19 protein-coding genes and 1 tRNA gene are annotated in these 26,212 nt (G+C 52.5%); 12 read left to right on the top strand and 8 right to left on the bottom strand.

The features are described 5' to 3' along the window. Positions 1–965: 965 nt before the first annotated feature. On the top strand, positions 966–3,668 hold the full coding sequence (locus SD425_RS00760) for an Ig-like domain-containing protein (RefSeq protein WP_324674382.1): 2,703 nt from the start codon (positions 966–968) through the stop codon (positions 3,666–3,668). A gap of 93 nt (positions 3,669–3,761) precedes the next feature. Here the strand turns inward: SD425_RS00760 and SD425_RS00755 are convergent, their stop codons facing one another. The 4 genes from SD425_RS00755 to SD425_RS00740 all read right to left on the bottom strand — a co-directional run bounded on the left by SD425_RS00755 (position 3,762) and on the right by SD425_RS00740 (position 8,750). Further along, complete coding sequence (locus SD425_RS00755; RefSeq protein WP_324674380.1) at positions 3,762–4,457, bottom strand: WecB/TagA/CpsF family glycosyltransferase; 696 nt, start codon at positions 4,455–4,457, stop codon at positions 3,762–3,764. A gap of 225 nt (positions 4,458–4,682) precedes the next feature. Then, positions 4,683–6,080: an undecaprenyl-phosphate glucose phosphotransferase gene (locus SD425_RS00750; RefSeq protein WP_324674378.1), complete on the bottom strand. Its 1,398-nt coding sequence runs from the start codon at positions 6,078–6,080 to the stop codon at positions 4,683–4,685. Positions 6,081–6,677: 597 nt separating this feature from the next. Beyond that, a tRNA-Met gene (locus SD425_RS00745) sits at positions 6,678–6,750 on the bottom strand. Positions 6,751–6,875: 125 nt separating this feature from the next. Further along, complete coding sequence (locus SD425_RS00740; protein WP_324674376.1) at positions 6,876–8,750, bottom strand: POTRA domain-containing protein; 1,875 nt, start codon at positions 8,748–8,750, stop codon at positions 6,876–6,878. A 171-nt stretch (positions 8,751–8,921) separates the two neighbouring features. Here SD425_RS00740 and hemW point away from each other — a divergent pair, with 171 nt between their 5' ends. From hemW to SD425_RS00720, 4 genes are all read left to right on the top strand, one after another. Then, positions 8,922–10,067: a radical SAM family heme chaperone HemW gene (gene hemW / locus SD425_RS00735; protein ID WP_324674374.1), complete on the top strand. Its 1,146-nt coding sequence runs from the start codon at positions 8,922–8,924 to the stop codon at positions 10,065–10,067. A gap of 120 nt (positions 10,068–10,187) precedes the next feature. Beyond that, a complete protein-coding gene (locus tag SD425_RS00730; protein ID WP_324674372.1) occupies positions 10,188–10,613 on the top strand; it encodes a hypothetical protein in 426 nt (141 codons plus the stop codon). Between the two features lie 17 nt (positions 10,614–10,630). Further along, the gene (locus SD425_RS00725) at positions 10,631–11,314 is read left to right on the top strand and encodes an alpha/beta fold hydrolase (protein WP_324674370.1); all 684 of its coding nucleotides are present in this window, start codon (positions 10,631–10,633) and stop codon (positions 11,312–11,314) included. A 33-nt stretch (positions 11,315–11,347) separates the two neighbouring features. Continuing rightward, on the top strand, positions 11,348–12,118 hold the full coding sequence (locus SD425_RS00720) for a cyclase family protein (RefSeq protein ID WP_324674368.1): 771 nt from the start codon (positions 11,348–11,350) through the stop codon (positions 12,116–12,118). An 80-nt stretch (positions 12,119–12,198) separates the two neighbouring features. On the opposite strand, the gene rpmA is transcribed toward SD425_RS00720, so the two are convergent. Both rpmA and rplU read right to left on the bottom strand, forming a co-directional pair. Further along, complete coding sequence (rpmA, locus tag SD425_RS00715; protein ID WP_324674366.1) at positions 12,199–12,474, bottom strand: 50S ribosomal protein L27; 276 nt, start codon at positions 12,472–12,474, stop codon at positions 12,199–12,201. A 100-nt stretch (positions 12,475–12,574) separates the two neighbouring features. After that, entirely contained in the window at positions 12,575–12,880 is a 306-nt protein-coding gene (rplU, locus tag SD425_RS00710; RefSeq protein WP_324674363.1) for a 50S ribosomal protein L21, read from the bottom strand. A gap of 493 nt (positions 12,881–13,373) precedes the next feature. On the opposite strand from rplU, the gene SD425_RS00705 reads away from it, so the two are divergent. Both SD425_RS00705 and SD425_RS00700 read left to right on the top strand, forming a co-directional pair. After that, complete coding sequence (locus SD425_RS00705; protein WP_324674361.1) at positions 13,374–14,336, top strand: ribonucleoside-diphosphate reductase small subunit; 963 nt, start codon at positions 13,374–13,376, stop codon at positions 14,334–14,336. A gap of 200 nt (positions 14,337–14,536) precedes the next feature. Beyond that, the gene (locus SD425_RS00700) at positions 14,537–15,289 is read left to right on the top strand and encodes a LytTR family DNA-binding domain-containing protein (RefSeq protein WP_324674359.1); all 753 of its coding nucleotides are present in this window, start codon (positions 14,537–14,539) and stop codon (positions 15,287–15,289) included. A 10-nt stretch (positions 15,290–15,299) separates the two neighbouring features. Here the strand turns inward: SD425_RS00700 and SD425_RS00695 are convergent, their stop codons facing one another. Continuing rightward, complete coding sequence (locus SD425_RS00695) at positions 15,300–17,645, bottom strand: hybrid sensor histidine kinase/response regulator (RefSeq protein ID WP_324674357.1); 2,346 nt, start codon at positions 17,643–17,645, stop codon at positions 15,300–15,302. Positions 17,646–18,018: 373 nt separating this feature from the next. Here SD425_RS00695 and SD425_RS00690 point away from each other — a divergent pair, with 373 nt between their 5' ends. The 5 genes from SD425_RS00690 (at position 18,019) to SD425_RS00670 (ending at position 24,016) form a co-directional block, all read left to right on the top strand. Beyond that, a complete protein-coding gene (locus SD425_RS00690) occupies positions 18,019–18,399 on the top strand; it encodes a hypothetical protein (RefSeq protein ID WP_324674354.1) in 381 nt (126 codons plus the stop codon). A 238-nt stretch (positions 18,400–18,637) separates the two neighbouring features. Then, positions 18,638–19,573 carry a DUF6624 domain-containing protein gene (locus tag SD425_RS00685; protein WP_324674352.1) on the top strand — a complete coding sequence of 312 codons (936 nt, stop codon included), beginning with the start codon at positions 18,638–18,640 and terminating at the stop codon, positions 19,571–19,573. Positions 19,574–19,885: 312 nt separating this feature from the next. Continuing rightward, the gene (locus SD425_RS00680) at positions 19,886–22,264 is read left to right on the top strand and encodes a ribonucleoside-diphosphate reductase subunit alpha (protein WP_324674350.1); all 2,379 of its coding nucleotides are present in this window, start codon (positions 19,886–19,888) and stop codon (positions 22,262–22,264) included. Positions 22,265–22,404: 140 nt separating this feature from the next. Continuing rightward, positions 22,405–22,920 (top strand): DUF4365 domain-containing protein, encoded by a 516-nt coding sequence (locus SD425_RS00675; protein WP_324674348.1) that lies wholly within the window; start codon positions 22,405–22,407, stop codon positions 22,918–22,920. Position 22,921: 1 nt separating this feature from the next. Further along, positions 22,922–24,016, top strand: a complete 1,095-nt coding sequence (locus SD425_RS00670) for a hypothetical protein (protein ID WP_324674346.1) — start codon at positions 22,922–22,924, stop codon at positions 24,014–24,016. Positions 24,017–24,356: 340 nt separating this feature from the next. Here the strand turns inward: SD425_RS00670 and SD425_RS00665 are convergent, their stop codons facing one another. Continuing rightward, the gene (locus SD425_RS00665; RefSeq protein ID WP_324674344.1) at positions 24,357–26,063 is read right to left on the bottom strand and encodes an NAD(P)/FAD-dependent oxidoreductase; all 1,707 of its coding nucleotides are present in this window, start codon (positions 26,061–26,063) and stop codon (positions 24,357–24,359) included. Positions 26,064–26,212 lie beyond the last annotated feature (149 nt).

Below are 26,212 nucleotides of genomic sequence, written 5' to 3'. Positions count from 1 at the left end.
CAACGCACCCCAACTAGATTAAGCAGTGATTAATGCGCCCTTAAATAGGCAGATTTGGGCAGCTTACTACTGTACTTTATAAAATAAGTTGTAACAAAATTTGGTCATTTTATCTATCTAACGGCAGTCAAAAGCGGGCCGGTATGTACGCTACAACCGACCGGCCAAACGAGTTTTATTACAACGCCAAAGGCTAGAAGCATGAGGCTGCTGGCCGGAACCTAGCTTATCGCGTCACTACCCGTTTTTTGCGTCTACACTGCTTTTTTAGCGGAAAATCTCTGCTCGTTCGCGCTGCCTAGTAATCACTACCTCGCAGTGCTTCTACCTAAATTTTATAACAAATTCATTACACTACCGCAGTATTAGCTCCACAGCAAATAAAATAATATTACAATTTTTAACTATTAACGAGCTAAGGAGCAGCTCCCTCGAAGTTGTTCCAAACAAAGGATTCTTCTTTACCTTTGTACTACTTAACTGCTTCTCGACTATCACTTTTTCAAGCACAGGCCACTTTAGCTTACTGCTCTAAGAAGTCCAGCGAGAGGCATTTAGTACACGTTTGCTCTTAAGAATAGCTTTCAGGAATGATCTAGGCTACTCTCCAGGACAAGAACCACTAGCCGGTTTGTCCAAAGCAGAGGGCTTTTATAGCTAATAAAGGGTCACACATCCTAGTTTTAGCCTAAATGAGCTTTGCCTAGCGGCAAGCTCTTGCAGCAGAAAGAAGGCAGACCGCCACGGATCTTGCTCATTTCTTATTAGCGTTGCTTCGCTTGTGCCAGTTAGCGGAAATAGAACATAGCCTATGCCTCCTGTCTGCTCACCATTGCCCCAACCCACCCCCACCACAACCTAAACCGCTACACCTAAAACATCTAAAAATGCAAAGAGGGAGACCTGCATTCAAACCAAAACCTCACACACGTTTTTTCACTAATCAACTAGCTGTCTTTGGGTTCGTGTTGGCAAGTCTGCTAACAGTAGGTGGTACCGCTGCGGTAGCACAGGCGCCGGAGCTAGCTTATTCGGCACCAATTACGATTACCAGAGGGGGGACGTACTCGGGGAATTACCGCAGCCTCGATTCCAATACTCCTTGTGTACGTGTATCGACCACGGAGCCGGTTACCCTCCAGAATTGCACCTTCGCGGGCGCTGGCGATCTGATCGTGACCGGCAGCGGGGCAGACCTAACCGTCCGAAACTCTAAAGGCTATGGCCTCACGCCTACCCAAGACAACCGCCCCCGTGGCCGATTTGTGGACGCGTGGCAAGCCAAGCAGCTGGTGGTAGAGCACAACTACCTGGAACAAACCACAGGCATTTTGGCTAACCGCTGGAGCGGCAATGGCTCAGATCAACAGACTATTAAGGTACGCTACAACCAAGGGTTGAACTGCGATGGCCGTTTCCGCAACGGCGGCAAAGAGAACCGCAGCTTCGTGCAGCTCAATACGGTGCAGAACCTAGCTAATATCGAGGTTAGTTACAACGAGTTCCGCAACTTGCCCAACCAGAGTGCAGTGGAAGACAACATGAACTTCTACAACTCATCGGGCACGGCGTATAGCCCTATCAAGGTGCACGACAACATTATATACGGTGCTTACCCTTACCCCGCTACGGCCTCATACTACTCCGGCACGGGCATGACCACCGATGGTGATGGCGTAACGGCCAACCTGACCGCCGGCTATCTGGAAGCCTACCAGAACCAGTTTGTGAGCACCTGCAACGCAGCCATGAACATTGCCGCCGGTCACGACATCTACTACCACGACAACCGCATGGTGACGAGTGGGGTGCTCACTGACGGTACCAGCCTCAACTCCAACTACGCAGCGGTGGCTATCTTCAACGGCTACAATGTGTTAGCCTCTGTGTTCTTCAACAACCGCATCGAGAACAACTTGATCGGCTACGTAAAGAAAGGCGCCAACTTCCCCTATAACGATCGGCAAGACCAAGATATCTACACCGGTTCGAACCAGATGCCGCGCACCGGCAACAATCACCTGCCCAACCCCATTACGGTAGCCACCGAGCAAAACGAATGGACGCTGTGGCAGCAAAAGCTACAGCAGAACGGCATCACTGTCGGCGTTGAAGGCTCTACCCCAACCCCAGCCCCGAGCCCCGCACCTACTTCCGAAACCTTGGTAGTGAACCCAGGCTTTGAGGCCGACCAAGGACCAGCACAGGAGCCACAAGGCTGGCTTACTGCCACGGGCCAGGGCACAGCCGCTAACGCCGACTATACCGAAACCTACCCCAGTGCTCATACCGGCACGTACCACGGCACCCACTACCGCCCCAATAGCTACGAGGTGTATACCTATCAAACGGTAAAGAACTTAGCGAATGGCACTTACCAGGCCAAAGCTTGGGTGAAAAGCGCCAGCACCCAGAGCCAGCTACAAGTTAAAAACTATGGCGGGTCTCAGCTAAGCCTCACTATTCCGGCCACTAATGGTGCCGAGAACGGCGAGTGGAAGCAAGTTGTCATCAACAACATTGCCGTGAGCAATGGTCAGTGTGAGCTAGGTTTCTACACCAACGCTGCCGCCGGCCAGTGGCTTTACTTCGACGATGTAGAGCTGGTGAAACAAACGTCGACGGCAAACAATACTGCCCCCACCGTGGCGCTCACCGCCCCGACTGTCAGTACAGCCAACGTTGCCGTAACGCTTTCTGCCAACGCCGCCGACACTGATGGCAGCATTGCAAAGGTTGAGTTTTTTAGCGGCGACACCAAGCTAGGAGAGGCTTCTTCGGCCCCTTACCAGCTAAGCTGGACGCCAACGGCCACTGGTGGCTACTCGCTCACCGCCCGGGCCACCGATAATAGTGGTGCTACCACTACTTCGGCCGCTACCACGCTTGCCGTGAACACCCCGAGCCCAACGTCCACTTCGGCCAACTACGTCCGTAACCCTGGCTTCGAGGCCGACCGCGGGCCAGTACAAGAGCCGCAGGGCTGGCAGACGTGGGTAGGTCGTGGCTCAAACGCCAACGCGGACTACACCGAAACGTATCCAAGCGCCCACACCGGTACGTACCATGGTACCCATTACCGCCCCAATAGTTATGAGGTGTACACCTTCCAAATCCTGACTAACCTGCCCAACGGGCGTTATAGCGTGCGTGCTTGGACGAAAAGCGGCGGCAATCAAAGCAAGCTCTACGTTCGCAACTACGGAGGCAGCCAGATTACCACAGCTATTCCCCCTACTCCCGGCGATGTAAATGGAGAGTGGAAACAAGTAGTAGTGGACAACATCCAAGTTACCAATGGCACGTGCGAAGTAGGCTTCTACTCCGATGCCAACGCAGGCGAATGGCTTTACTTCGACGATGTGGAAGTAGTGCAACTAGATGGTGCCAGCGCCCAGAGCCGCACGGCCAACGCAGCGGAACTAAGCTTGTACCCCAACCCCTCCAATGATCAGGTCACGCTCACAGCCGCTTTCGAGCAGGCCGGCACGGTAGATATTGTGGTTACGACCTTGCAAGGCACACAGATGAGCCACCAACAGCAGTCTGTGCAAGCTGGCAACAACGACCTTCGAATTGCCACTTACGACCTACCGGTGGGTACCTACATCCTTCAGTTGCAAGATGGTACTCAGCTACGCACCCAGCGCCTGATGATTGAGCGTTAAAAGCTAGGTTTCCTTTTTTACCAAGAAGGCTCCCACTCAAGCTGAGTGGGAGCCTTCTTGTTTTCTAAATAATTTAGGAAACTCTTAATGGGCTCAGCTACCAATGCTGCCTGTTAGCTTTTTGCGGGCCATTAGGTACACGAAGTGAGAGTTCGTGACTAAGTAGCGCCGCCATAACCGACGTGGCTCCAACCACAACCGATACGCCCATTCCAGCCACAGCTTGCGAGCCCACACGGGCAGGCGTTGCTCCAAGCCAGCGTATACCAAGAATGCTTGGCCGACCCCTAGCATACAGGCTTTGATCTGGTGCCGGTGGTTGGCCATCCAACGTTCCTGACGGGGGCAGCCTAACGCTACAAACAACAGATCCGGATCAGCGGCATTGATGGCAGCTACATCGGCGGCATCTTCCTCAGGCGTGAGGGGCCGAAAGGGAGGCGAATAAGCCCCCACAATGCGTAAGCTAGGTAGCTCCTGCTTGGCTCGCTTCATAATGGCCTCCAACACTTCGTTGGTGGTACCATAAAAGTAAACCGACTGGTTGCGGCGAGCGGCTTCGGCCAACAGCACGGGCAACAAATCCATGCCTGCCACACGGGGTTGCTTTTGCTTGTGAAACCAACCCACTGCGGCTGCTACCGGACTGCCATCAGGCGTCACAAGGCTAGCTTCATCGAGTACGTTACGGAAGGCTGGGTCTTTGTGCGCTTCCACTAGCATGTGCACATTGGCAAAGCACACATACGCTGAAGAGCGAGCCGCTCCGAGTTGTAAAATTGTATCCACGAATTCGGAAGGGGAGCCCGTTGATATACCCGCGTCCAGAACACGTCTTTTAGGCAACATGACCGTTTAAATTAAGAGAAGCTCCATCGTATTCCCGCACTTCACGGAATCACAAGGGAGCCTCTGCTAGGTAGTAGTAAGATCCGGGTGACTCCGTTTCGCTTGTAGCAGCCTATACGGAAAGTCAGTCCGAAAGATTCAGTATTTTATATATTAAAGCTAAACTTAGTATGCGTTCTTTTCGCCTTTCACCATGTTCCAAACGGTCTGGCCAATGATCTGCATGTCTAGCTTAAAAGACCAGTTCTCCACGTATTTCAGGTCATACTCAACCCGCTTTTCCATGGCTTGCGGAGCCCGCGTTTCGCCACGGTAACCATTTACCTGCGCATAACCCGTAATGCCCGGGGTAACAGCGTGGCGCAGTGGATACGTGTGAATGTGCTTGGAATATTCTTCCAGCTGCGAAATCATGTTCGGACGTGGTCCGACTACCGACATATGACCTAGCAACACGTTGAAAAACTGTGGCAGTTCGTCTAAACTAGTTTTGCGAAGAATGCGACCAACCCGGGTTACGCGAGCATCGCCCTTAGTGGCTTGCAGCTCCAGGCCCGACATATCGGTACGCATTGTGCGCAGCTTATAGCAGGGGAAGAGTTGGTTGCGCTTGCCCGGCCGTAGTTGCTTAAAGAAGATTGGTCCGGGAGAATCTAGCTTAATCAGCAGCGCCAAGATGGGCATGATGATGGGGAATATCCCGAAGATCACGAAGCCTGAGAAAGCAATGTCGAATAGCCGCTTAGCCAATTGGTTGGTGCGAAAAGCCAATGGGTTCTGGCGCACCGTCAAGATCGGCAAGTGGTTGTAGTAGTATACGTTCACATCCGTCTGCATTGTACCCTTGAAATCGGGGATGATGCGGAACGATACGAAATGATCATCTGCAAACTTGGCTAGGTCCTGAATCAGGCTGCGCTGATCAAGCGGAAGTGCGAAGTAGATTTCGTCAATCTGCTCGTTTTTGCAGAACTCCTTTAGATCTGCTACACTGCCTTTTATCAAGGATTGCAAATTACTTGGCACCGGCTCGTCGGTGAAAAAGCCTTGGAACTGGTTGCCGACCGCATCATACGACGTAAGCGTACGATAGAGTTCCTGGCCACTGGGACTGGTGCCCACAATAACGAAGCGGCTGTACGGACGGGCTAGGTGTCGCTGGTAAGAACGGCGGAGGAAAGCGAGCAAGAAGCGGCCTGCCACTACCCCAACTAGCACAAAGCCATATACAATGACAATGTAGCGAGCAGGCATCCAGTACACGTCCAACAACATGGCCCCCGACAGCAGCAAACCAGCATGCACTAGGAACGTGCGCGCTAGATTACGGAAGCGTTCAGGGTAGGAGATGAGTTCACCCGCTCGATATACGTTCGCATACTGCACGGAAAGGATCCACCAGAGCAGCGCAAAAACCGCGTAAAAGAGGGGATAGTAACCCGCGAATTGCCAGTTACCTAGGTACGCGTAACCAGCTAAACGGAAAGCTCCAAAGATGATTAATACGTCGAGAACGGGCAGAATGACCCGGTAAGAATTAGTGTAGTGTGTGTAGCGTTCCATAGAGCCAGAGAGTTTGTAATCAGCTAGCAACTATCCAGGTGGGTATGGAAGTAGAGAGAAAAAGAGCGGTAGTAATCACAGTCCTAAGTTAGACGTGTTTGTGTTTTAATCAATATGAATTATGATTATTTTTTTGTAAAGTTAAATCGTAACTCAGCTTAGTTATACGTTTAAAGTGCTTCGTTATGTTGCAATAATAAAATAATAGTTTTTTATACTAAGCGCAGTATCTTGATTATCAATAATATAAATATTTCACAGCCTGTTTATTTTCCTAAAATTTGCAGTTCAGTATAGTAATTTCCTTTTTTTAATTAAAAAAGGATTGCGGAAACGTTTGCGGAGACTAAATTCTATTAATAGCCTCGATAAGTAGGGCGGATTACTGCAAAATATTCAATAGAATTTCTACTCTGCTCTTAAAAGGCTTGATCAATGAGTGCGCGCTACGCATTACGCCTGACCGGCAAAGGCAAGGACCTGCGGCTAGTGAAAGGAGAGGTATGAGGAAGTGCAGAGCAACAGACGTAATGCACGTTGCCAATGTGGCTAAAAGCAAAAGACCGGTTGCCTAGGTAGGCAACCGGTCTGTGTAGGTAGCGGGGACTGGACTCGAACCAGTGACCTTTGGGTTATGAGCCCAACGAGCTACCAACTGCTCCACCCCGCACTGTTTGGTTCTGCAAATGTACGAATAGAATTTAATTTAAAGCATCTACGGGCGCAAAAACATGCTAACCCAAGCTTACACCTTGATTATCAAAGAGAATATTTCCTTCAATAGTTAAGACTTCGTCAAAAACGGCTAGTAATGCCGAAGTGAATCTTTGATGCGTTGGGAGCGAGACGCTGCCCCTTGGCCTGTCCCATGGAGTACACGAATTGAAAGACACCAGCACCAGTTCTGAAACTAAGACCGGCACCCACTCCCGTAGGAGCATCCCAGAACTTATTAGTACCTAGGTCGCGGCGCAAGTAGGCTTGATCGACGAAAAGGAACACGTAGGCGTCGGTGCCGGTAAACTGCCTGAACTCGGCCGTTCCTACGGCATAGCTATTCGTGTAGAAGTAGTTTTCGCTAAAGCCACGCAGTGTGGCAAGCCCCCCAATCCGGAACATATCGTTCAGAAACAGACGCTGGTTTAGCAACGACTCCCCGCGCACCCGAGCCATCAGCACGCCGTTGCCTCCTATCCGTATGTATTGCTCGACACGGCCACTAAGCGCTACTTGATTAGAACGCAGGACAACTCCATCATAAAACGATTCATTGATTCCGGCGTTCCGACTTAGCTGTTTGGTCCCGATTGCGCTCTGCAGAAAGATCAGCAGTCCCCGGCGCGGGAAATAAAGGTCGTCAAGCGTGTTCCATTCATAGCTCACTCCGTATGCGTTGTACTGCGAATCAATAGTATCGGGCAGAGCTGTTAATCTGGCCAATGAGGCCGAGTCCGAGAGCAAACGGGAGCTGCGGCGCTCCGTGAAAAAGGTTAGGCGGCCAGCGCGCGCCGTTGGATAGGTTATCTGCACCCTCGGGCGAATAGTCAGGAAAGCATTGGCTTGTTTATACAGGTTGAAGCTAGCTCCTAGCTCCAACGGCGTACCGAAGAAATTGGGATGTAGGTAATGCGCATCTAATGACTGCGTAGCAATATCCACTTTTCGCCATTGCAAGCCTACCTGCTTTCCTCCACCGCGCAGGTTACGCAGGTTGATGGTCACGTCGCCCGTGAGCTGTAGCTTACGCTGCCCAACCGACGTATTCGAGTTGGGAACCACCCCCACAATGGCATCAAACTGGTTTGCGTTACGTTCGTCAATCAGCAGGTACACGCGTGCTTTTCCTTGCGCAAACCGCACCTCCGGATTGCCTTTTACCTGCACATACGGCAGCTGGCGTAGCAACTGCGCCGCTGCATCGACGCGCTGCTGGTTGTAGGGTTGATTGGGAAAGATCTGGAGGTACTTAGTTAGGAAGCGCTTCTTGGTTTTGGAGCTTCCCACAATCTGAATGGAGTCAAATAGAATAACCGGGCCGCGGTCGAGCACGATCCTAGCTTCGATATCGGCCCCGCGCAACTCGACTGAGTCGAGCCGCACCGCGGCGAATGGGTAGCCCTGGGTTTCTGCCTCCCCAATAATGCGCTGCTGCAAGCGAGTCCATTCCGTAGGCAAGAACGGCTGGTTGCGGAAGAATTTTTCTCGGTAGCCTGCCCGCGTCATGAGGCCGTCACCTAGGTTGCCATTGCGGAGCCGTGCCCACCGAAACTTCTCACCGATATATAGCTGCACGGCCAGTGTATCGCGGCCCCAGCGCATGATATCGGCCGAGGCAGTCAAGTACGCATCAGCTTGCAAAGCCAGAATCAGGTCACGCACTTCGTGCAGAGCCGATACTGAATCAGGTAGCGTGGTGCGGTAGCGGTAACGGCGCAAGACGGCTCGGTCACCCGCCTCCGTTCGCAAGCGCAGCACCTTCGGGTGAACTGGCTGGCGCACAGTTCGCCGCGTGGTGTCGCGAGCGGCGGGCGTTGGTGCGGGCATGCCAGCTGTAGTCACCTGACTAGGAGAAGGCGAAGCAGCCGGCGGGGTGATCTGTGCCCAGGCGCCTGGTACCTCACCACCTAGGCACCACATAAGCAGACATACAACGAGGACGCGGACGTACATTTGTGGTAAGAACGTTGACACAACGCACTTCATTTTAAATTGATAGCTAAGCTACGGAACATAAGGCGTGTCGCTTACACCATCTACTTTGTTCGGACTAGCTAACGCCTGTAAACTTATTGCTAGTCGCTGCTTGTTACCAGCCTAGCCATTCTTCTACCTATTTCCTCCGTGCCCGGTCTTTACCTCCACATTCCCTTCTGCAAACAAGCTTGTCACTATTGCGACTTCCACTTTAGCACCTCGATGGCGCTTAAAAGTCGCTTGGTCGATGCCCTCGTGCAGGAGCTAGCGCTGCGGCGTGACTACCTAGGCCCGGCGCCTACCCTCGACACGATCTATTTCGGAGGAGGCACCCCTTCCCTACTCACAGGAGCGGAGCTTAATACCATTTTTGAGGCAATACACAAGCATTTTGGGGTATCGCCTCAGGCTGAGATTACGCTGGAAGCCAACCCAGATGATCTCACGGCCGCGAAGCTGCGCGAGCTATGTGCTTCACCCATCAACCGCCTCAGTATCGGGCTGCAAAGCTTTCACGAGCCGCATCTGCGCTTGATGAACCGCGCCCACTCCGCCATAGAGTCACTCAGCGGCGTGCGCGCAGCCCAGGATGCTGGCTTCGAGAATATTTCGGTCGACTTAATTTATGGTGTGCCCGCATCCGACCACCGTATTTGGGAGCAGGATATGCAGCAGGTGTTTGCTCTAGGAGTGCCGCATCTTTCCTGCTACGCACTTACCATTGAGCCCGATACAGTATTTGGCCGGCGCCTACGTAAGGGCACCTTCGTAGCGCCTCCCGACGATTTTGTAGCCCAGCAATTTGAGTTACTGTTGGCGCAGATGCATGCTCATGGCTATGAACAGTACGAGATTTCAAACTTCTGCCAGCCGGGTCGCGAATCGCGCCACAACTCCAACTACTGGCGGGGCGTGCCTTACCTAGGGCTCGGCCCGAGCGCCCATTCCTTCGATGGAATAAGCCGTCAGTACGCTGTAGCGAACAATACGCAGTACGTGACGGCAGTGCTCGAGCGCCACGAGGTTCCGGCGACGTACGAAGTTCTCTCGCCCACCGACCGGGCCAACGAGTACCTCATGACCAGCTTACGTACCGCGCGCGGCTGCGACCTAGCTTACTTGCGCGATACCCTAGGTCTAGACCTAGCCGCGCAACATTCCGACTACTTGCAGCACCTAGCACAGAACGGATGGGCCACGTTGCGCCAAGAAGTGCTTGTGCTCACCGATACTGGCAAGCTGCTAGCCGATCAGATAACGCTGGAGCTGTTTCAATCGGCAGAGGCTGAGTAGCAGTACCTAAAATTCTTTTTGCGCATCTTTCTTCGCTATAGATTCCTAGCATTCTGCACCTTATATATTACTGATCATTAACCACAGCGAAATCAAGAAAATCAGCGTAAATCTGTATCTATGAAACGCTTGATTGACGCCCTCGCTGATGATACCGATTTCTTTGTCGAACAGGTTCAAATTACCGCTGTTGTGTTCGACAACACCGACGATGTCACGTTGTGGGCCACCACTATTTTCGACGGGGAGCTGTACTTCTTTCACCTAGGTCTCCAGTTTTCCGCACTCGATTTGCTATTACGCCTTGCCGGCGAGCGGGCCGAGAGCTTGCAGGAAGACGTAGCCGACGCCCTTGCAACTGTCACGGAGTGGCCTTGCCTGCTCGAATACGCTACCGAGGAGGAACCGCCCGTACCGCTGCCAGGAGTGGCCCTGAAGCTAGCTTGCACGTATCCGGCCACTGAGGAAGGAGAAGAGGCCGAGGAAGAACCCATGCCTCACAATATCTTCTACTTGGAGGGCGTGTTCTTGCGCATCGAACCATAACCCTTTCGCGTGTTCCTGTGCCAGCTCCTGCTTTCTACCTCATTCCTGGCCTAGCTGCCGATGAGCGCATCTTTCGCAACTTACAGCCGCTTCTGCAGGGTACTGTAGTAGTGATGCAATGGCTCACGCCTTATCCGAATGAACAGATCAACCACTACGCGCAACGCTTGGCGCAAGCCATTCCTGCCGATCGGGTTTGTTGGGTAGCAGGCGTTTCGTTTGGCGGAACGATGGCGCTGGAAATTTGCCGCATCCGGCCACAGGCGCGCGCCGTACTCATCTCTAGTATTCCGGATGCTGAATCTTTGCCGCCTTTGTTACGGCTGATTCGCGCTACGGGAATCTACAAGCTTGTTCCGCCACAGCTTCTAAAGCTTTTCCCACGCGCAGGGCAATGGTATTTCGGCATCAAAAACGGCGAGGAGTATAAGCTCTTTAAAGAGATTCTTCGTGATATGGAGCCCACCTATACCCGATGGGCCATTCACCGACTGCTGCACTGGGACAGTACCGGCATGGGCCGCTGCCTGCAGATCCTAGGTACAGCCGATCCGGTGTTTCCGCCGGGCCCTGCTCCGGTCGACTACCTTATTCAAGGTGGCAGCCACTTCATGGTACTGAGCCACGCCGCTGAAATTGCTCAGATCCTCAACAACCTAGCTGCTAATCCCCAAGCTGCTCCTGTTGTAGCTTGGGACTAGCAAGTGGCAAGATCTTCACCTTCCTTCTATCACATGCTCGCCACCTATCCTTACGCTGGTCGCATCTTCTCTTTCGACCCAGCTGCGCCTATCGATATTTCGCTTCCATTAGCGCCAGGTGAGGAGCAAGTAAACTGCTTTTGGGCAGAGCCTGTGCAGTTCGATGTTATTCGGGTGGGTAGCTTTGTGGGCAGCGTAGCGGAAGGTGGCAGCACTAATTATAAGCGTGTGCACGTGACACCTCACGGCAACGGCACTCACACTGAATGCTACGGTCACATCTCCGCGGAGCCTGATGCCACCCTAGACCGCTGCCTCCGCCGCTTTCTTTTTGTTGGTCTGTTAATTTCCGTTGGGCCACAGCAACAGGCAAATGGCGACTGGGTGGTGATGCTAGCAGACGTGCAGCATGCGCTCAACTCCTTGATCAACTATGCGGAGCTAGTACCAGAAGCACTCATTCTTCGCACGCTACCAAACGATGCAGCGAAGCAGAAACGTCATTACTCCGGCACTAATCCTACTTATCTGGAGCCAGCCCTGGCACAATATCTAGCTGACCAAAAAATTCAGCATCTGCTTCTCGACTTACCTAGCGTCGACCGAGAGGAAGATGGAGGTGCTTTACTCGCGCATCGTGCTTTCTGGCAATATCCACAGGCTACGCGCCGCGAGGCGACGATTACGGAACTCATCTTTGTTCCTGATGAGGTGCCAGATGGCCTCTATCTACTCAACTTGCAGGTGACCAGCTTAGTGCTGGATGCTAGCCCGAGCAAACCGGTGCTTTACCAATTGACCTAGGTGCTTTGCACAAAACTGATAAAAACGCGAGCAGGGACCAGCTTTGCAACTGGTCCCTGCTCGTAACTTAAGTATAAAACTTAAGCAGTTACTTCTGTCTGGCTCGCTGGTACTACCGACACGAACGAACGCTCGTTGCGGCCCTTGCGGAACTGTACAGTACCATCAATCATCGCGAACAAGGTGTGGTCTTTGCCAATACCTACGTTCTGACCGGGGTGGTGCTTAGTACCGCGCTGACGCACGATGATGTTGCCAGCGATGGTGCTTTGACCACCGAAGATTTTCACGCCGAGACGCTTGGAATGCGATTCGCGGCCGTTGTTAGAAGAACCGACGCCTTTCTTGTGTGCCATGTTATCTTAATTGTTAGTGTTTAGTACTCGGTGCCTAGCTTATCATAGCGCTATCGTCTTACGAAGACAATGCACTAAGTACTAAGCACATGTTACCAAACTAGCCGATGCTGTTGATCATTACTTTGGTGTAGTCCTGGCGGTGGCCGTTGAGCTTACGGTGCCCCTTACGACGCTTCTTCTTGAACACTAAAACCTTGTCAGATTTTACGTGTGCCAGGATTGTGCCGGTCACTTTTACATCCAACGCCGGAGCGCCGATGTTGACAGTGCCATTGTCGTCGGTCAGCAGTGCGTTGCCTAGCTCAACCGAGTCGCCGACGTTACCTGCCAGCTTGTGAGTATAAACAAATTTATCGGCTTCGACTTTCGTCTGCTTGCCAGCTATATTGACGATTGCGTACATCAGCGTCTTCGCGGTTTCTGAAAAATGGAAGGCAAAAGTAGGGCTTTGAATTCATAATTCCAACTCTAACTCACTAATCTTCATTTACTCGCCTCAACATAGCTTCTTGCTCATATTTATTTTCTGTAGTCACGCAAGCTATCTTCAACTTATTTCAAGGAACACGTAACGGGTACGCGAATACGAAATTTGTGGATAAACACGATTGTCCACACCTAAAATGTGGATAACTCTTGTGGAAAAGGCCACAACCGCTCATTTAGTGCGCTGCTTCTCTGCAATTTGGTTGAGTTCAGCCATTATGGCTGTGGAAAAGTTAATCGGAAATTTTGGCCGAATAAGAGTCCGCTAGCTACGCACTTGGTTATCTTTGATGACCGATTTGCACCTGCATTTATTTTTGCAATGCCCTGAACAATCTCTGTTTTTCCCGGGTTTGCAAGCCTCCGGCCTTCGCCATTGCTCAGGTTATTTACGCTCTAACTTCCCTGTTATGGAACCCCTACTGACTGAGAATCCCAACCGTTTTGTGCTATTCCCGATTCAGCACAACGATATGTGGCAGATGTATAAGCAGGCTGAGGCCTCATTCTGGACAGCTGAAGAAATTGACCTAGGCCAGGACCAGAAAGACTGGGACTCGCTCAATGACGGAGAGCGTCACTTCATCTCCCACGTGCTAGCTTTCTTCGCCGCTTCCGATGGTATTGTGAACGAGAACCTAGCGGTGAACTTCATGCAGGAAGTGCAATCGGCGGAAGCACGTTGCTTCTATGGTTTCCAGGTGATGATGGAAAACATTCACAGCGAAACCTACTCGCTACTGATTGATACCTACGTCAAGAACACGCAGGAGAAAGACCGGCTGTTCAACGCGCTCGAAACCGTGCCGTGCGTCAAGAAGAAGGGCGAGTGGGCCATCAAATGGATCAACTCTGATAATTTCACCGAGCGTCTGATTGCTTTTGCCGCCGTAGAAGGCATCTTCTTTTCGGGCTCTTTCTGCTCGATCTTCTGGCTTAAGAAGCGGGGTTTGATGCCGGGCCTGACCTTCTCCAACGAGTTGATCAGCCGCGATGAAGGCTTGCACTGCGACTTCGCTTGTTTGCTCTACAAAGACCACCTAATCAACAAACTGCCAGAAGCTAGAGTGCAGGAAATCATCCGCGACGCGGTGATGATTGAGCAGGAGTTTGTGACTGACGCGCTACCCGTTAACTTGATCGGGATGAATGCCGTCACGATGTCGCAGTACATCGAATTTGTGGCCGACCGCCTGCTGGTGGCCCTAGGCTATTCCAAAATTTACAACTCCACGAATCCTTTCGATTTCATGGAAATGATTTCGCTGCAAGGCAAGACCAACTTCTTCGAGAAGCGCGTGGCCGAGTACCAGAAAGCCGGCGTAATGACCGACCGCGACCAAAACGTTTTCTCGCTGGACGAAGATTTTTAATAGCATTCAATAGCACCAGTAAAAAGCTCATAGCAACCGCTATGGGCTTTTTTTGTGGGTAGAATACCTCTGTCTTCTGCGACTGGCTACAGCCTGCTTGCACTAAATTTGAGGTTGCTTTGCAGTTATTCAGCTTTCTGACAACCAAAACCTATCGTTAATCTATTGAATTGACGTATCCGCAAGCATATCCCTCTGCCATGAACTCACCCGTAGCAGCTCCTCTCGCCTGCGTCATTATCGACGACAACGAAATCAACCGCTTCACTTTGGAGCGAGCCGTGCAACGCCATGATCAGCTTACCCTAGCTGCCTCCTTCCCAGATGCGGTAGAAGCGCTGACGTATTTCCACGCGGGTGGCTTGGTCGATGTGCTGCTGCTTGATATTGAGATGCCACATATCACTGGCTTAGAATTAGTAAAGCTGCTGCCTGAGCCAAAGCCCGCCGTGATTTTAGTAACCACGCACGCCAGCTTTGCAGTAGATGCTTTCGAGCTGCGTGTACTCGATTACCTGGTAAAGCCGGTGAGTTATGCTCGGTTTTGCCAAGCCATTGCGCGCGTTACGGAGCAACACCAACCCGCACCCGCACAACCAGCACCACCTAGCCCAACAGCGCCCGCGGATATTTCAGCCACTGGCACCGACTTGTTTGTGAAAACTAACGGCAAACTGCTGCGCATCAACTTTGAGGATGTTCTCTTTATCGAGGCCTTATCCACTTACGTGGTCCTGGTAACGGACAAGCACAAGCACGTAGTAGGCGGCACGCTCAAGAGCATAGAAGAGCGGCTGCCTTTCCGCCATTTCGTGCGCGTGCACCGGTCGTATATCGTTAACCTGCACCGGGTAGAGGCCATGGAAGACAACATGCTCAAGCTAGGTCAGTACGAAGTGCCCGTGAGCCGCCCATATCAAGATGATTTAGTGCAGCGCTTACAAGCCTTGTAAGTCGAACAAACTACAAAGCAGTAGCTGCGGGTAGCTGCTCCGGTAGCACCTCTAGTACCCGCTCTATCTGCCGCACCAGCAGCTGCACGGCCGCCTCCCGAATGGGGCTCGTTTGGTCCTCGGGACGGGCATGATCCATGAGCAGTTGCAAGGGCTGCGCAATCCCTACAACCCCAAACTGCACCAGGTTAGGCTTAATGTGATGCACAAGCTTGGCCACTTGCGCCCACTGCCCAACCGCTGCCGCACTTTGGATCTGCTGCAAGGTTGGCGGGATGTGCAGCAAGAAGGAACGGATCATGCGCTCCACGAAGGCTTCTTCACCATCTGCTAGCTCGTGCACTTGGGCTAGGTTGTACACCGGCGGCTCGGGCGCTTGCACCAGCGCAACCAGCTTGGTGTAAAATTCTTCTTCCTTGAAGGGCTTGGTTAGGCAATCGTTGATGCCGGCTTTGAGGTAACGGTCGAGGTCGGCCCTGAAGGCATTAGCCGTAAGCGCTAGCACAGGTACTTGCGCCCGCTTCGGCTCGGGGTGCAAGCGAATTTTTGTGGTTGCCTCTACCCCGCTCATGCCGGGCATCTGAATATCCATTAGCACGGCATCATACTGATGCTGTGTGTGTAAGGCCAGGGCCGTGGCACCATCTTCGGCCTCATCTACGACTACGCCCCAGCCTTCTAGCACGCGTCGCACCACCTCACGGTTGATGGCATTGTCTTCCACCACTAGCACCCGGCGGTTGCGCAACGTTTCGGTGTCTGCTAGTACCGGGCAGGGTTCTATTTCCAAGCCCTCAGCCAGCAGCAGGGTCACCGTGAATTGAAACGTGCTGCCGTTGCCCATTTGACTGCTTACAGTGATGGTGCCGCCCATTTGCTCCACCAACGCCCGCGCAATACCTAGGCCTAGGCCAGTGCCCCCATACAGGCGCGCGGTATCGACATCGGCTTGCACAAAGTCCTCGAAAATATGATCGAGCTTGTCTGCCGGAATACCAATGCCAGTATCCGTGATGCGGAAGCCAACCGTCAGGTGCGTCTCGTTTTGGTTCATCAAATACCCACCAATGGAAACGGTGCCTTGTGGTGGCGTAAACTTGATGGCGTTGGATACCAGATTTATTAGGATTTGATTGAGGCGGTACGGGTCACCCATTACCCGCGGCAGTGGTTCGCTCTGGAGCAGCAAAGCAACGTGGAAGGCTAGCCCCTTTTCGACGGCCTGCACGGCCAACGGACGCAGTGCACTTTCCATCGACTCGCGCAGATCGAAGGACATTTGCTCTAGCTCCAGCCGCGCTGAGCTGATCTTGGTCATGTCCAGCACTTCGTTGAGCACCGATAGCAGGTGCTCGCCTGAGGTCTGAATGATGCGCAATAGCTCCCGCTGCGCTTGATCGAGTGGGGTCTTGGCAAGCTGCCGGGCCATACCTAGCACCCCGTTCATGGGTGTGCGAATTTCGTGGCTCAGGTTAGCCAAAAACGCCTCCTTTGCTCGTGCCGAAGCCTCTGCTTTTTCTTTGCCACGCTTGAGCTCAGCTTCCGCTTGTACCCGCTCCGTTAGGTCGAAGGCGCTGAGCAGCACGTACGGCTCCTGACCGGGCTGATCGATGCGCTGGGCCTGGTAGAACAGCTGCCGGAGTGGCCCATGCTGCGGCAGAACGGGTAGCTGCCCAGCCAACGAATGGCGTGAGGAATCAAACTGAGCTAGGTAGGCGGGTAAGGTTTGTGCTTGGTCTGCCTCGGCCACAAACTCCCCAAGCAAACGGCCAACAATTTGATCCGCAGACTGCTGTAACAGGTCGGCAAAAGCTAGGTTGCAGGAAAGAACTACGCCATGCAGATCATGCGTGGCAACCGCAGTGGGTAGCTGGTACAGCAACTGCTCCTGCTGCATGGTGCCGGAGACGCCCAAGGCAAGGCGAAACGTAAACAGCTCGGAGCGCGCCGCCCCACTAGCGGCGGGCAGCAGTACGTAGTCTTGCAGCAATACCCGGCCATCGCGCAACACGATTACCTCGTCCTGTACCGCTTCTTGGGCCGTTCGCTGTGCCCGCAGCCGCTGCTCGTGCAAGGTAGGCTGCTTAGCTAAGCGCTGCAAACGGGCAAACAGCGCCTCGGCGGGCTGACCAATCCAATGAGCTGGGGACTCAGCGCCACCCAGCAGTTGGCACAACGCTTCGTTGATCCGATCGATAGTGCCCTCGGCGCGCACAACCAACCTGCCGGGCCCATCTTGCTCTGCCAACCCCGTCAGCCGGCGCTCGGCAGCAGTGGCGCGCTCATTGGCGTCGCGCAACGCTTGTTCCAGTTCTGCGATACGCGCCTCGGCACCAGAGGAATTTTGGGAAGACATAGGGCGGGACGACATAGCAGAATAAGGAAGAATACGAACGCAGCCTCAACTAACGCGGCCTAGCGCTGGGTTCCCGCCGAGCGTAAGTCAAACTGAATGGGAAGCTAGGTAGGTTTTGGGGCAGATACTGGCGCGAGAAAATCGCGCCAGCTGTTTTTCACTCACTGTAAAAAGCCAACCATTCACATCAAAAAAGATGCAATTCAGCAGAAACTTCGGTAGTGCCTGCTTCGGCACCCTAACATTGTATCATCAACGGGGCAGCAAGGCAGGCTCCGCGGAGCCAATCACCTCCGCTGCGTTTCTCGCACCACGTTGCTACCTACCACTGACTTTTTCCAACAATTTCCTTATCTCCTTTCCATCATTTATCATGGCTTACTCTACTTCTACTACCGCTGGTCAAACTGTACAAGAAATCATCAACGCACTGCCTGGCCTAATGGCTGTTGCTGTTGTAGACGCTCAGTCGGGCATGGCCCTGGCTTCGCATTCGAATACGCCTAACATCAACCCTGAAACGGCTGCTGCTTACAACACGGAAGTGGTAAAGCAGAAGCACAAGGCAATGGCAGCTCTGAAGCTGACCGACGAAAAAATCGAAGATATCCTGATTTCGCTCAGCAACCAGCTGCACCTCATCAAGCTGTCGGCCGACGCTAAGAAGTTTATCTACCTCGTGGTGAACTCCCGCGACACGAACCTAGCTATTGCGCGCGAAGTACTCCGCGAAACTGCTAACCTCCTGAAATAGTATCTGCTTATTGTTATTATAGCTATCCGACAGATAGGGAAGAGCCACCTCCTCACGGGGGTGGCTTTTTTCGTGTGGTATAGCCAGTATCCTTTCTGGTTCCTGTATGCACGGTGCGCCTTCTGAATGACTGGAGCCTTGTGGTTAGCGAACAAGAGATGTTCCGGCTGTGCAACGCTTTGCTGCCCAGCTGTACTCTCTATCTTGTTACTCATCCTTATTCCACCAAGCTCAATCTATGAAGAAGCGTATCCTTATCCTCACCCTATTCGGACTGCTTTCAAGCACCTTGAGCTTTGCTCAGAATGCTTTTCAGACGTTTAGGTCGCAGGCAAGCGCCGCGTATAGCGACAAAAAGTATCAAGAATCGGGGCAACGCTATGAGCAAGCTTTCCAGGTGAAAGCAGCCAAGCCCACCGATTCTGACTTTTATAACGCCGCCTGTAGCTGGGCACTTGCGGGCGAAAAAACCAAAGCCTTCCAGAACCTAGATCGTGCAACCCTAGCTGGTTGGGACAACATCGCCCATGTGAAGGAAGACACCGATCTAACAGCACTCCACTCGGATAAGCGCTGGCAGCCGATGCTCAAGAAGCTAGAAGCCACTGTGGCTAAGAACGAGGCCAACTACAATGTGCCCTTAAAGCGCGAGTTAGAGGAAATCTACGTAGCTGATCAAAGCGTGCGCCGGAAAGCGGCGGAGATTGAGCGGCAACACGGGTTTAAGTCACCCCAAATGGATTCGCTTTGGAAGGAAATGCGGGCCATTGATGACCGCAACCTGCCCCGCGTCACCGGCATGATTGACAAATACGGCTGGCCTGGTAATAGCCTGGTAGGGCGTTCGGGCAGCACAACTGCCTTCCTCGTGATTCAGCACTCCCACTTGCCGATCATGCAAAAGTATCTTCCAGTTATGCGCGAGGCCGCAGTGAAGGGCGAGCTAGCCAAAAGCAGTTTGGCGCTCCTAGAAGATCGGGTCCTAACCTCGCAAAACAAGCCCCAGCTCTACGGCAGCCAGCTGCAAAACAATCCCGACACAGGCAAGCTAGAGTTCTTCCCGATTGAAGACGAAGCCCACGTGGACGAGCGCCGGGCTACCATGAACCTAGGCCCGCTCGCTGAATATGCCAAGAGCTTTGGGCTAAACTATGCGCCGGTGGTGAATCCGTAACCCCCTTTCAACTGCCCAGACCAGCGCCCAAAAAAGGTGGCACTCACAACATAGCATTTTCACAGAATTTAGCAACCCAATTTTGTTAGCTTTTCGCCTAAAGAATAGTTGAGTTAAAAGGGCGCGTACGACAGCGTAGAGGCCGAAAACAAAATTTTTAGCCGAGGGAACCAAACAGTATAGCCTACTTCCTGGTATTTTCCGGCTAGCAATGCGGCCGGGGGCCGACATGGCAACCACTTTCACCAGTGCTTCCCACGTCAGCCCCCGGCCTTTTTTTGTATCCGCCAAACACCTTCACCCGCTACGCCTATGTTGGTAATCAAACGCGACGGCCGCCGCGAATCGGTCAAGTTCGACAAAGTAACTGCCCGTATTGAAAAGCTCTGCTACGGGCTGAATATGCTGTTCGTCTCTCCCATTGAAGTCGCCAAGAAGGTGATTGATGGAATTTACGACGGCGTTACGACCGTAGAACTCGACAACCTAGCGGCCGAAACCGCTGCGTCGCTCACTACCCGCCACCCCGATTACGCCATTCTGGCGGCCCGCATCGCGGTGAGCAATCTGCACAAGGTGACTTCCAAGTCGTTCAGCTCGACGATGAAGCGCCTCTACACCTACGAAGACCCCAAGACGGGCGAAAACGCTTCCCTCATCGCCAAAGATGTATGGGAAGTTATTCATAACCATGCCCATACGCTTGATTCGGCCATTATCTATGACCGCGACTATAGCTACGACTACTTCGGCTTTAAAACGCTGGAGCGCTCGTACTTGCTGCGCATGGATGGCAAAGTGGTGGAGCGCCCCCAGCACATGATCATGCGCGTGGCGGTGGGCATCCACAAGAACGACATCGAGTCGGTCATTGAGACCTACAACCTGATGTCGGAGCGGTGGTTCACGCACGCTACACCTACCCTCTTCAACGCGGGTTCGCCGAAGCCGCAGCTTTCCTCGTGCTTCCTGCTCACGATGAAGGACGACAGCATCACGGGCATTTATGACACCCTGCGTAGCTGCGCTCAGATTTCGCAGTCGGCTGGTGGCATTGGCCTGAGCATCCACAATGTGCGCGCCACGGGCTCTTACATCAAGGGCACCAACGGCACGTCCAACGGCATCATCCCGATGCTGAAGGTGTTCAACGACACGGCCCGCTACGTGGACCAAGGCGGCGGCAAGCGCAAAGGCGCCTTCGCCATCTACATCGAGCCCTGGCACGCCGACATCTTCGACTTCCTGGATCTGAAGAAGAACCACGGCAAGGAAGAGAACCGCGCCCGTGACTTGTTCTATGCCCTCTGGACGCCCGACCTGTTCATGAAGCGCGTGGAAGCCAATGGCGACTGGACGCTGATGTGCCCCAACGAATGCCCCGGCCTTGGTGACACCTGGGGCGAGGAGTTCGAGCGCCTCTACCTGAAGTACGAGAAGGAAGGCCGCGGCCGCAAAACCATTAAGGCTCAGGAGCTATGGTTTGCCATCTTGGAAAGCCAGACCGAGACCGGCACGCCCTACATGCTGTTCAAGGATGCCGCCAACCGCAAGTCGAACCAGCAGAACCTAGGTACCATCAAGAGCTCCAACCTCTGCACCGAGATTATGGAGTACACCGACCGTGACGAAATTGCGGTGTGTAATCTAGCCTCGCTGGCTCTGCCCCGCTTCGTAACGGAAGGCCCGAAGGGCTTGGTGTTCGACCACCAGAAGCTCTACGAGGTGACCTACCACGTGACGAAGAACCTAAACAAGGTTATCGACATCAACTACTACCCGGTGCCGGAAGCCGAGAAGTCGAACCGTCGTCACCGCCCGATTGGGCTTGGTATCCAAGGGTTGGCTGATACGTTCATCGCGCTGCGCATGCCGTTCGAGAGCGACGAAGCCAGTGGCCTGAACAAGGACATCTTCGAGACGATCTACTTCGCGGCCATGACGGCGTCGAAGGACCTAGCCAAGAAGGATGGCGCTTACGAGACTTTCCAAGGTTCGCCGCTGAGCAAGGGCAAGTTCCAGTTCGACCTGTGGGACGTAACGCCCGACTCAGGCCGCTGGGACTGGGAAACGCTGCGCGCAGAGGTAATGGAGCACGGTGTGCGCAACTCGCTGCTGGTAGCGCCTATGCCTACGGCTAGCACGGCGCAGATCCTCGGCAACAACGAATCGTTCGAGCCTTACACCTCCAACATCTACGTGCGGCGCGTGCTGAGCGGCGAGTTCATGGTGGTGAACAAGCACTTGCTCAAAGACTTGGTGAAGCTAGGTCTGTGGAACGAGCAGATGAAGCAGGACATCATTGCGGCCAACGGCTCGGTGCAGAACATCGATCGGGTGCCACAGCACATCAAGGACCTGTATAAGACGGTGTGGGAGATCTCCCAACGTCGCATCATTGATATGTCGGCTGACCGGGGCGCGTACATCTGCCAGAGCCAGAGCCTGAACCTACACGTGATGAACGTGAACTTCGGCAAGCTCACCAGCATGCACTTCCACTCTTGGAAGCGCGGCTTGAAGACCGGCATGTACTACCTGCGCACCAAATCGGCCGTGGATGCCATCAAGTTCACGGTGCAGAAACAAGCCGCCGAGACGCTGGAGCCGCTCAACGTAGCCGCCCAGAATCAGAGCGACATGGCTTGCTCGCTGGATAACCCAGACGCTTGCGAGGCCTGCGGCTCGTAAGGGATAAAGCAGTACCAAAGAACGTTCTCAAAAGGCAAAGGCCTCACTGATATCAGTGGGGCCTTTGCCTTTTGAGAACGTTCACCCATATTACGGCTTCTTTTCTTAGGATTATTTAGAATCGCTATTTAAGAGCAATAATGACAGAGCAACAGATCAAAGAGCACCTATCCAAAAGATATGTAGAACTAATTGCAAGCAGATCTGGCTTCAAAAAGCTAGGAGGTGAGAACGACCACGGGGTTGATCTTGTCTACACGAGAGCCAAACCAAGGTTCATCAATGGAGAGGTTAGATACTGTGACACTGGAGAGTATGTTGATCTTCAGCTAAAATGTACATGCGAGTCCTCCGTAGAAGAAAAGAACGGATTCATTATTTACGATCTTGAATCTAAAACCTTCAATGATCTAGTAGAAAGAGTCAACAACTATCCATTTGCTCCATTGTACTTGATATTGATGGTTCTTCCTGATGATCAAAACAAATGGTTAGAAGTTAGAAAGCATGAAATTGCCTTAGCAAAATGCGCATACTGGTTTCAGCCACAAGCCGGCGAGAAATACACAAATAATAAAAAGCAAGTCAGAATAAAGATCCCTATCATCAATATTGTAGATTCAATTTTTTTAATTAAGGCTTTCTCTCTTTTGTAACATGGCTAACGAACTAGAAAAAGCCGGCCCAGTTTCTAATTTTTTATCCTTACGCGGATGGAAAATAGAAGAATCAAACAATAATTTTATAAAATATATATCGCCATTTTTAGCAATAGATCAGACTGTATTCAAAGTCACAATACCTTCTAATATTCGCACAGACAAGGATAGGGTATTTTTAAACCGGGCCATACAGACCATTGCTCAACTATATAATTTAACTCTTGAAGAAATGGTATACTCTATCGTTTCAAGAGAACCTGTATTTGCAACGAGAATAATCGACAGAGATACAGAGAAAGGAAGTATTCCACTGCTCAAATTCGAACATTGTCTGTCCAGCTTGAGAAAAATACTTGTATACAATGCTGGCTTTGCTGTTACTAAGGAACCTTTACCTATGAAAGAAATACCCTTAGAAGCTGAACATTATATTAATAATTGTGATTTTTTACAAACAGAACGCGGTAGCTTTATTGCTAAAGTTCAACTTCCAGATAACAGTAAAGAACTTAATAGAAACCTCTTTGATGAATATGTATTAACTTCTAAGATTGTTAATGAAAAGCTAGTAGATGTATTTCAATTTTGCCTTAACTCTTTGTTTAATGGCAGTGAAAGCATCATGAATAAAGAGTACGTAGTCAATAACATAGTATTGACGAATATTAGTCTATTTAGAGAAATTAGCTCATTATTAAAAAGAACAGAAGTAAACGAAATGGAATTTTCGTTTACAGGCGATACATTTGCAGACAAAATTAGCTCTGGACAAATAACAGAAGAAAAAACTAAAAGGTTTGACAATTATATTGACTTTGCAGAAGAGTTATTCTCAAAGGATATTGAAGTTGAAACGACTGGTAAAATTTATCAGCTTAGATCATTAGACACAAAAGGCAACAGCAATTTAGTTGTAATTAAAAGAATTCAAAAAAATACTAAACCTATACACGTCCTTCTAAACAGCATCCAATACAAAGAGGCTATTAACGCTCACGAAAGAGGCGCAAATGTTTACATCTCTGGAACAGCAGCAATAACCTCTAACTATTTACGCATGATTCGAATTAAAGAGTTCTATGTAAAATAAAGAGTTTTTGCATATCATCTATAAATCTCTCCTACTAGAGCGAATTTAGTGTAGCGTACCTCGTGCCTAGTTTGGGATGAAGTTGCACCTCATCTGCCGCACAGCGGCAAACTGATACCACGCCGTTAGCAGGTGCAAGTCGTTCTAACGGGTGAGGCACAGCCTCACGGCAAGGAAGACACGAGTTACGCTACGCTAAACTCGCTCTAGTAGAAGTGCTTCAGGCTCTACCCTCTTCAACTTGAAGAACTTGTGTGGGCAATATCGAAAAGGTTTCTGCGTGTTGCAGAAGCCTTTTATAATACAAACCGTAAGCCCAACACCTAGGTCTGGCCTCGTGCTACACCGCAGCCAACGCTTGCTCGCGCTGCCGCAGGCGTTGCAGGAGGGCCACACCTTTACCACGCAGGGCGGCTTGCACATCATCAGCGGCCATGCGGCCGGTTTCAGCGGCGCCGTTCATGAAGCCTTGGTAATACGCGCTGCAATGCTCGCCAGCAAAAAACAGGTTGCCGACTGGCTTGCGCTCTGCACCTGCGATGGTGCTGTACTGACCGACGCGGTAGCAGGCGTAGCTCGCCAGCGTGTAGGGGTGCGTGGGCCAGTGGAAGCGCTCGGCTTTGCCGTTGTACTTGGCCTTGGTACCCGGCCAGGCGGCATCCAGCACCGGCAGGAATTTGCCAGCCTGCGACTCGGGCGTGCCGCTGCCTACGTCGAGGCCGGCTTGCCCACCTAGGTACACGGTGAAGGCCGATTGGGGGGTGGGCTGTAGCTGGCCGCTGTCCCAACCGCTTTGCGCGGCTTGGTCGGAAAACAGATAGCCGGTGTAGCCGTTGGTGCGCCAGGGTCGGCCGTTGAATCCCAGGAACAGCTTAGCATTGGTGCCGTAGCCTAGGTTCTGGATGGCGTTGCGCTTCCAAACAGGCAACGGCAAGCGCAGGTCGACGTTGCGCAGCACGGAGAACGGAACAGTCAGCACCACGTAATCGGCCGCTACGGTGAGTTGCTTACCGTTGGCCTGCTCGAACGTGAGCTGGTACTCGTTGCCGGATTGGCTCAATGCCACCAGTTTGTGCTGCAACGTCACTTGGCCGGATAGCTGCTGGGCGAGGGCGTCGGTGAGTTGCTGGTTGCCGCCCTTGATCTTGTAGCGCTCGTCGCTTTCGCCAAAAATATCGAACGCACCCTTGTGGGTATCCGCCGAAAACAGCCACAGAAAGTTGATCGACGACTGGTCGTTTACCTCGCGGCCATATTCGGTGAGATACGCCACCTCCAGCAGCGTCCGAATCCAGCCGGTCATCCCAATCGAGTCGAAATAGGCGGCAATGGAAAGCTGGTCGAGGCGGGCGGCCGCGGCGTTCATCTTCTCGAAGGTGATGGTGTTGTTGGGCAAGGAGCGGATGTCGGCCTGAATCTGGCGGGCGTAGGGCTGGAAGGCCTGAATGACCTGCGCCACGGTGTGCTGCTGCCCATTGAAGAAATAAGTATCCTTTTGGAGCACCGTTTCACTCGGCGACTCCACATCGTAGAGCGACAGGCCGAACTCCCTGACCAACTGGAGCATGTCCTTGTGTCCACTGTCGATGAACTCGCCGCCTAGCTCCGTGGTGAGGCCGGGCGCCATCAGGTTACGAGCCGTGAAGATGCGGCCACCCACACGGTTACTCGCCTCGTAGATTTGGGCCCGCAAGCCGGCTTTCTTGAGCTGATAGGCGCAATTCAGCCCCGCCATACCGGCTCCCACCAACACGATGCGTGCTTGCGAGCCGCCCTTGCCGTCGAGGCTTTGCGAGGTTGCGGAGCTAGCAGCAGCGGGCGCTACCACGTCGGCTTCGCAGGCCGCTAGCAAGCCCCCGGCCCCGACTAGTAAGCCCAGCTTGGCGGTATTGGTGAGGAAGTCGCGGCGACTCTGGCTGGTAGCTTGGTGGGCTAGCTCGTCGGCAGTTGGGGCACCGGGCTCGTTGGCAATCGTTGCCAACTGAAAAGCTTGTTGGAGGGCGCGGAGTAGAGGGGTGCGGGCTTTCGTCGTAAAAGGTAGTTTCATACGCGGCTATTTTGGGTGGAAGAAGTAAGTGGTTACTGGTCGCTGTTTATGTTTTTCCTTGAAGATTATCTTCTGGAAATACTGACTGCCAATAGCTTACATCAATTTACAATTCTTACCCAATTATGCCTAGCTTCTCACGCTGCCAA

This window comes from Hymenobacter sp. GOD-10R (genome assembly GCF_035609205.1).
GTDB lineage: Bacteria > Bacteroidota > Bacteroidia > Cytophagales > Hymenobacteraceae > Hymenobacter.
This window is presented reverse-complemented; position numbering and strand designations above follow the sequence as displayed.

Bases quoted from the DNA above. Each gene is read 5' to 3' on its own strand.
- SD425_RS00750 (WP_324674378.1), bottom strand. From the start codon at position 6,080: ATGGAACGCTACACACACTACACTAATTCTTACCGGGTCATTCTGCCC.
- SD425_RS00740 (WP_324674376.1), bottom strand. From the start codon at position 8,750: ATGTACGTCCGCGTCCTCGTTGTATGTCTGCTTATGTGGTGCCTAGGT.
- SD425_RS00730 (WP_324674372.1), top strand. From the start codon at position 10,188: ATGAAACGCTTGATTGACGCCCTCGCTGATGATACCGATTTCTTTGTC.
- SD425_RS00720 (WP_324674368.1), top strand. From the start codon at position 11,348: ATGCTCGCCACCTATCCTTACGCTGGTCGCATCTTCTCTTTCGACCCA.
- rpmA (WP_324674366.1), bottom strand. From the start codon at position 12,474: ATGGCACACAAGAAAGGCGTCGGTTCTTCTAACAACGGCCGCGAATCG.
- rplU (WP_324674363.1), bottom strand. From the start codon at position 12,880: ATGTACGCAATCGTCAATATAGCTGGCAAGCAGACGAAAGTCGAAGCC.
- SD425_RS00705 (WP_324674361.1), top strand. From the start codon at position 13,374: ATGGAACCCCTACTGACTGAGAATCCCAACCGTTTTGTGCTATTCCCG.
- SD425_RS00700 (WP_324674359.1), top strand. From the start codon at position 14,537: ATGAACTCACCCGTAGCAGCTCCTCTCGCCTGCGTCATTATCGACGAC.
- SD425_RS00695 (WP_324674357.1), bottom strand. From the start codon at position 17,645: ATGTCTTCCCAAAATTCCTCTGGTGCCGAGGCGCGTATCGCAGAACTG.
- SD425_RS00690 (WP_324674354.1), top strand. From the start codon at position 18,019: ATGGCTTACTCTACTTCTACTACCGCTGGTCAAACTGTACAAGAAATC.
- SD425_RS00685 (WP_324674352.1), top strand. From the start codon at position 18,638: ATGAAGAAGCGTATCCTTATCCTCACCCTATTCGGACTGCTTTCAAGC.
- SD425_RS00680 (WP_324674350.1), top strand. From the start codon at position 19,886: ATGTTGGTAATCAAACGCGACGGCCGCCGCGAATCGGTCAAGTTCGAC.
- SD425_RS00675 (WP_324674348.1), top strand. From the start codon at position 22,405: ATGACAGAGCAACAGATCAAAGAGCACCTATCCAAAAGATATGTAGAA.
- SD425_RS00670 (WP_324674346.1), top strand. From the start codon at position 22,922: ATGGCTAACGAACTAGAAAAAGCCGGCCCAGTTTCTAATTTTTTATCC.
- SD425_RS00665 (WP_324674344.1), bottom strand. From the start codon at position 26,063: ATGAAACTACCTTTTACGACGAAAGCCCGCACCCCTCTACTCCGCGCC.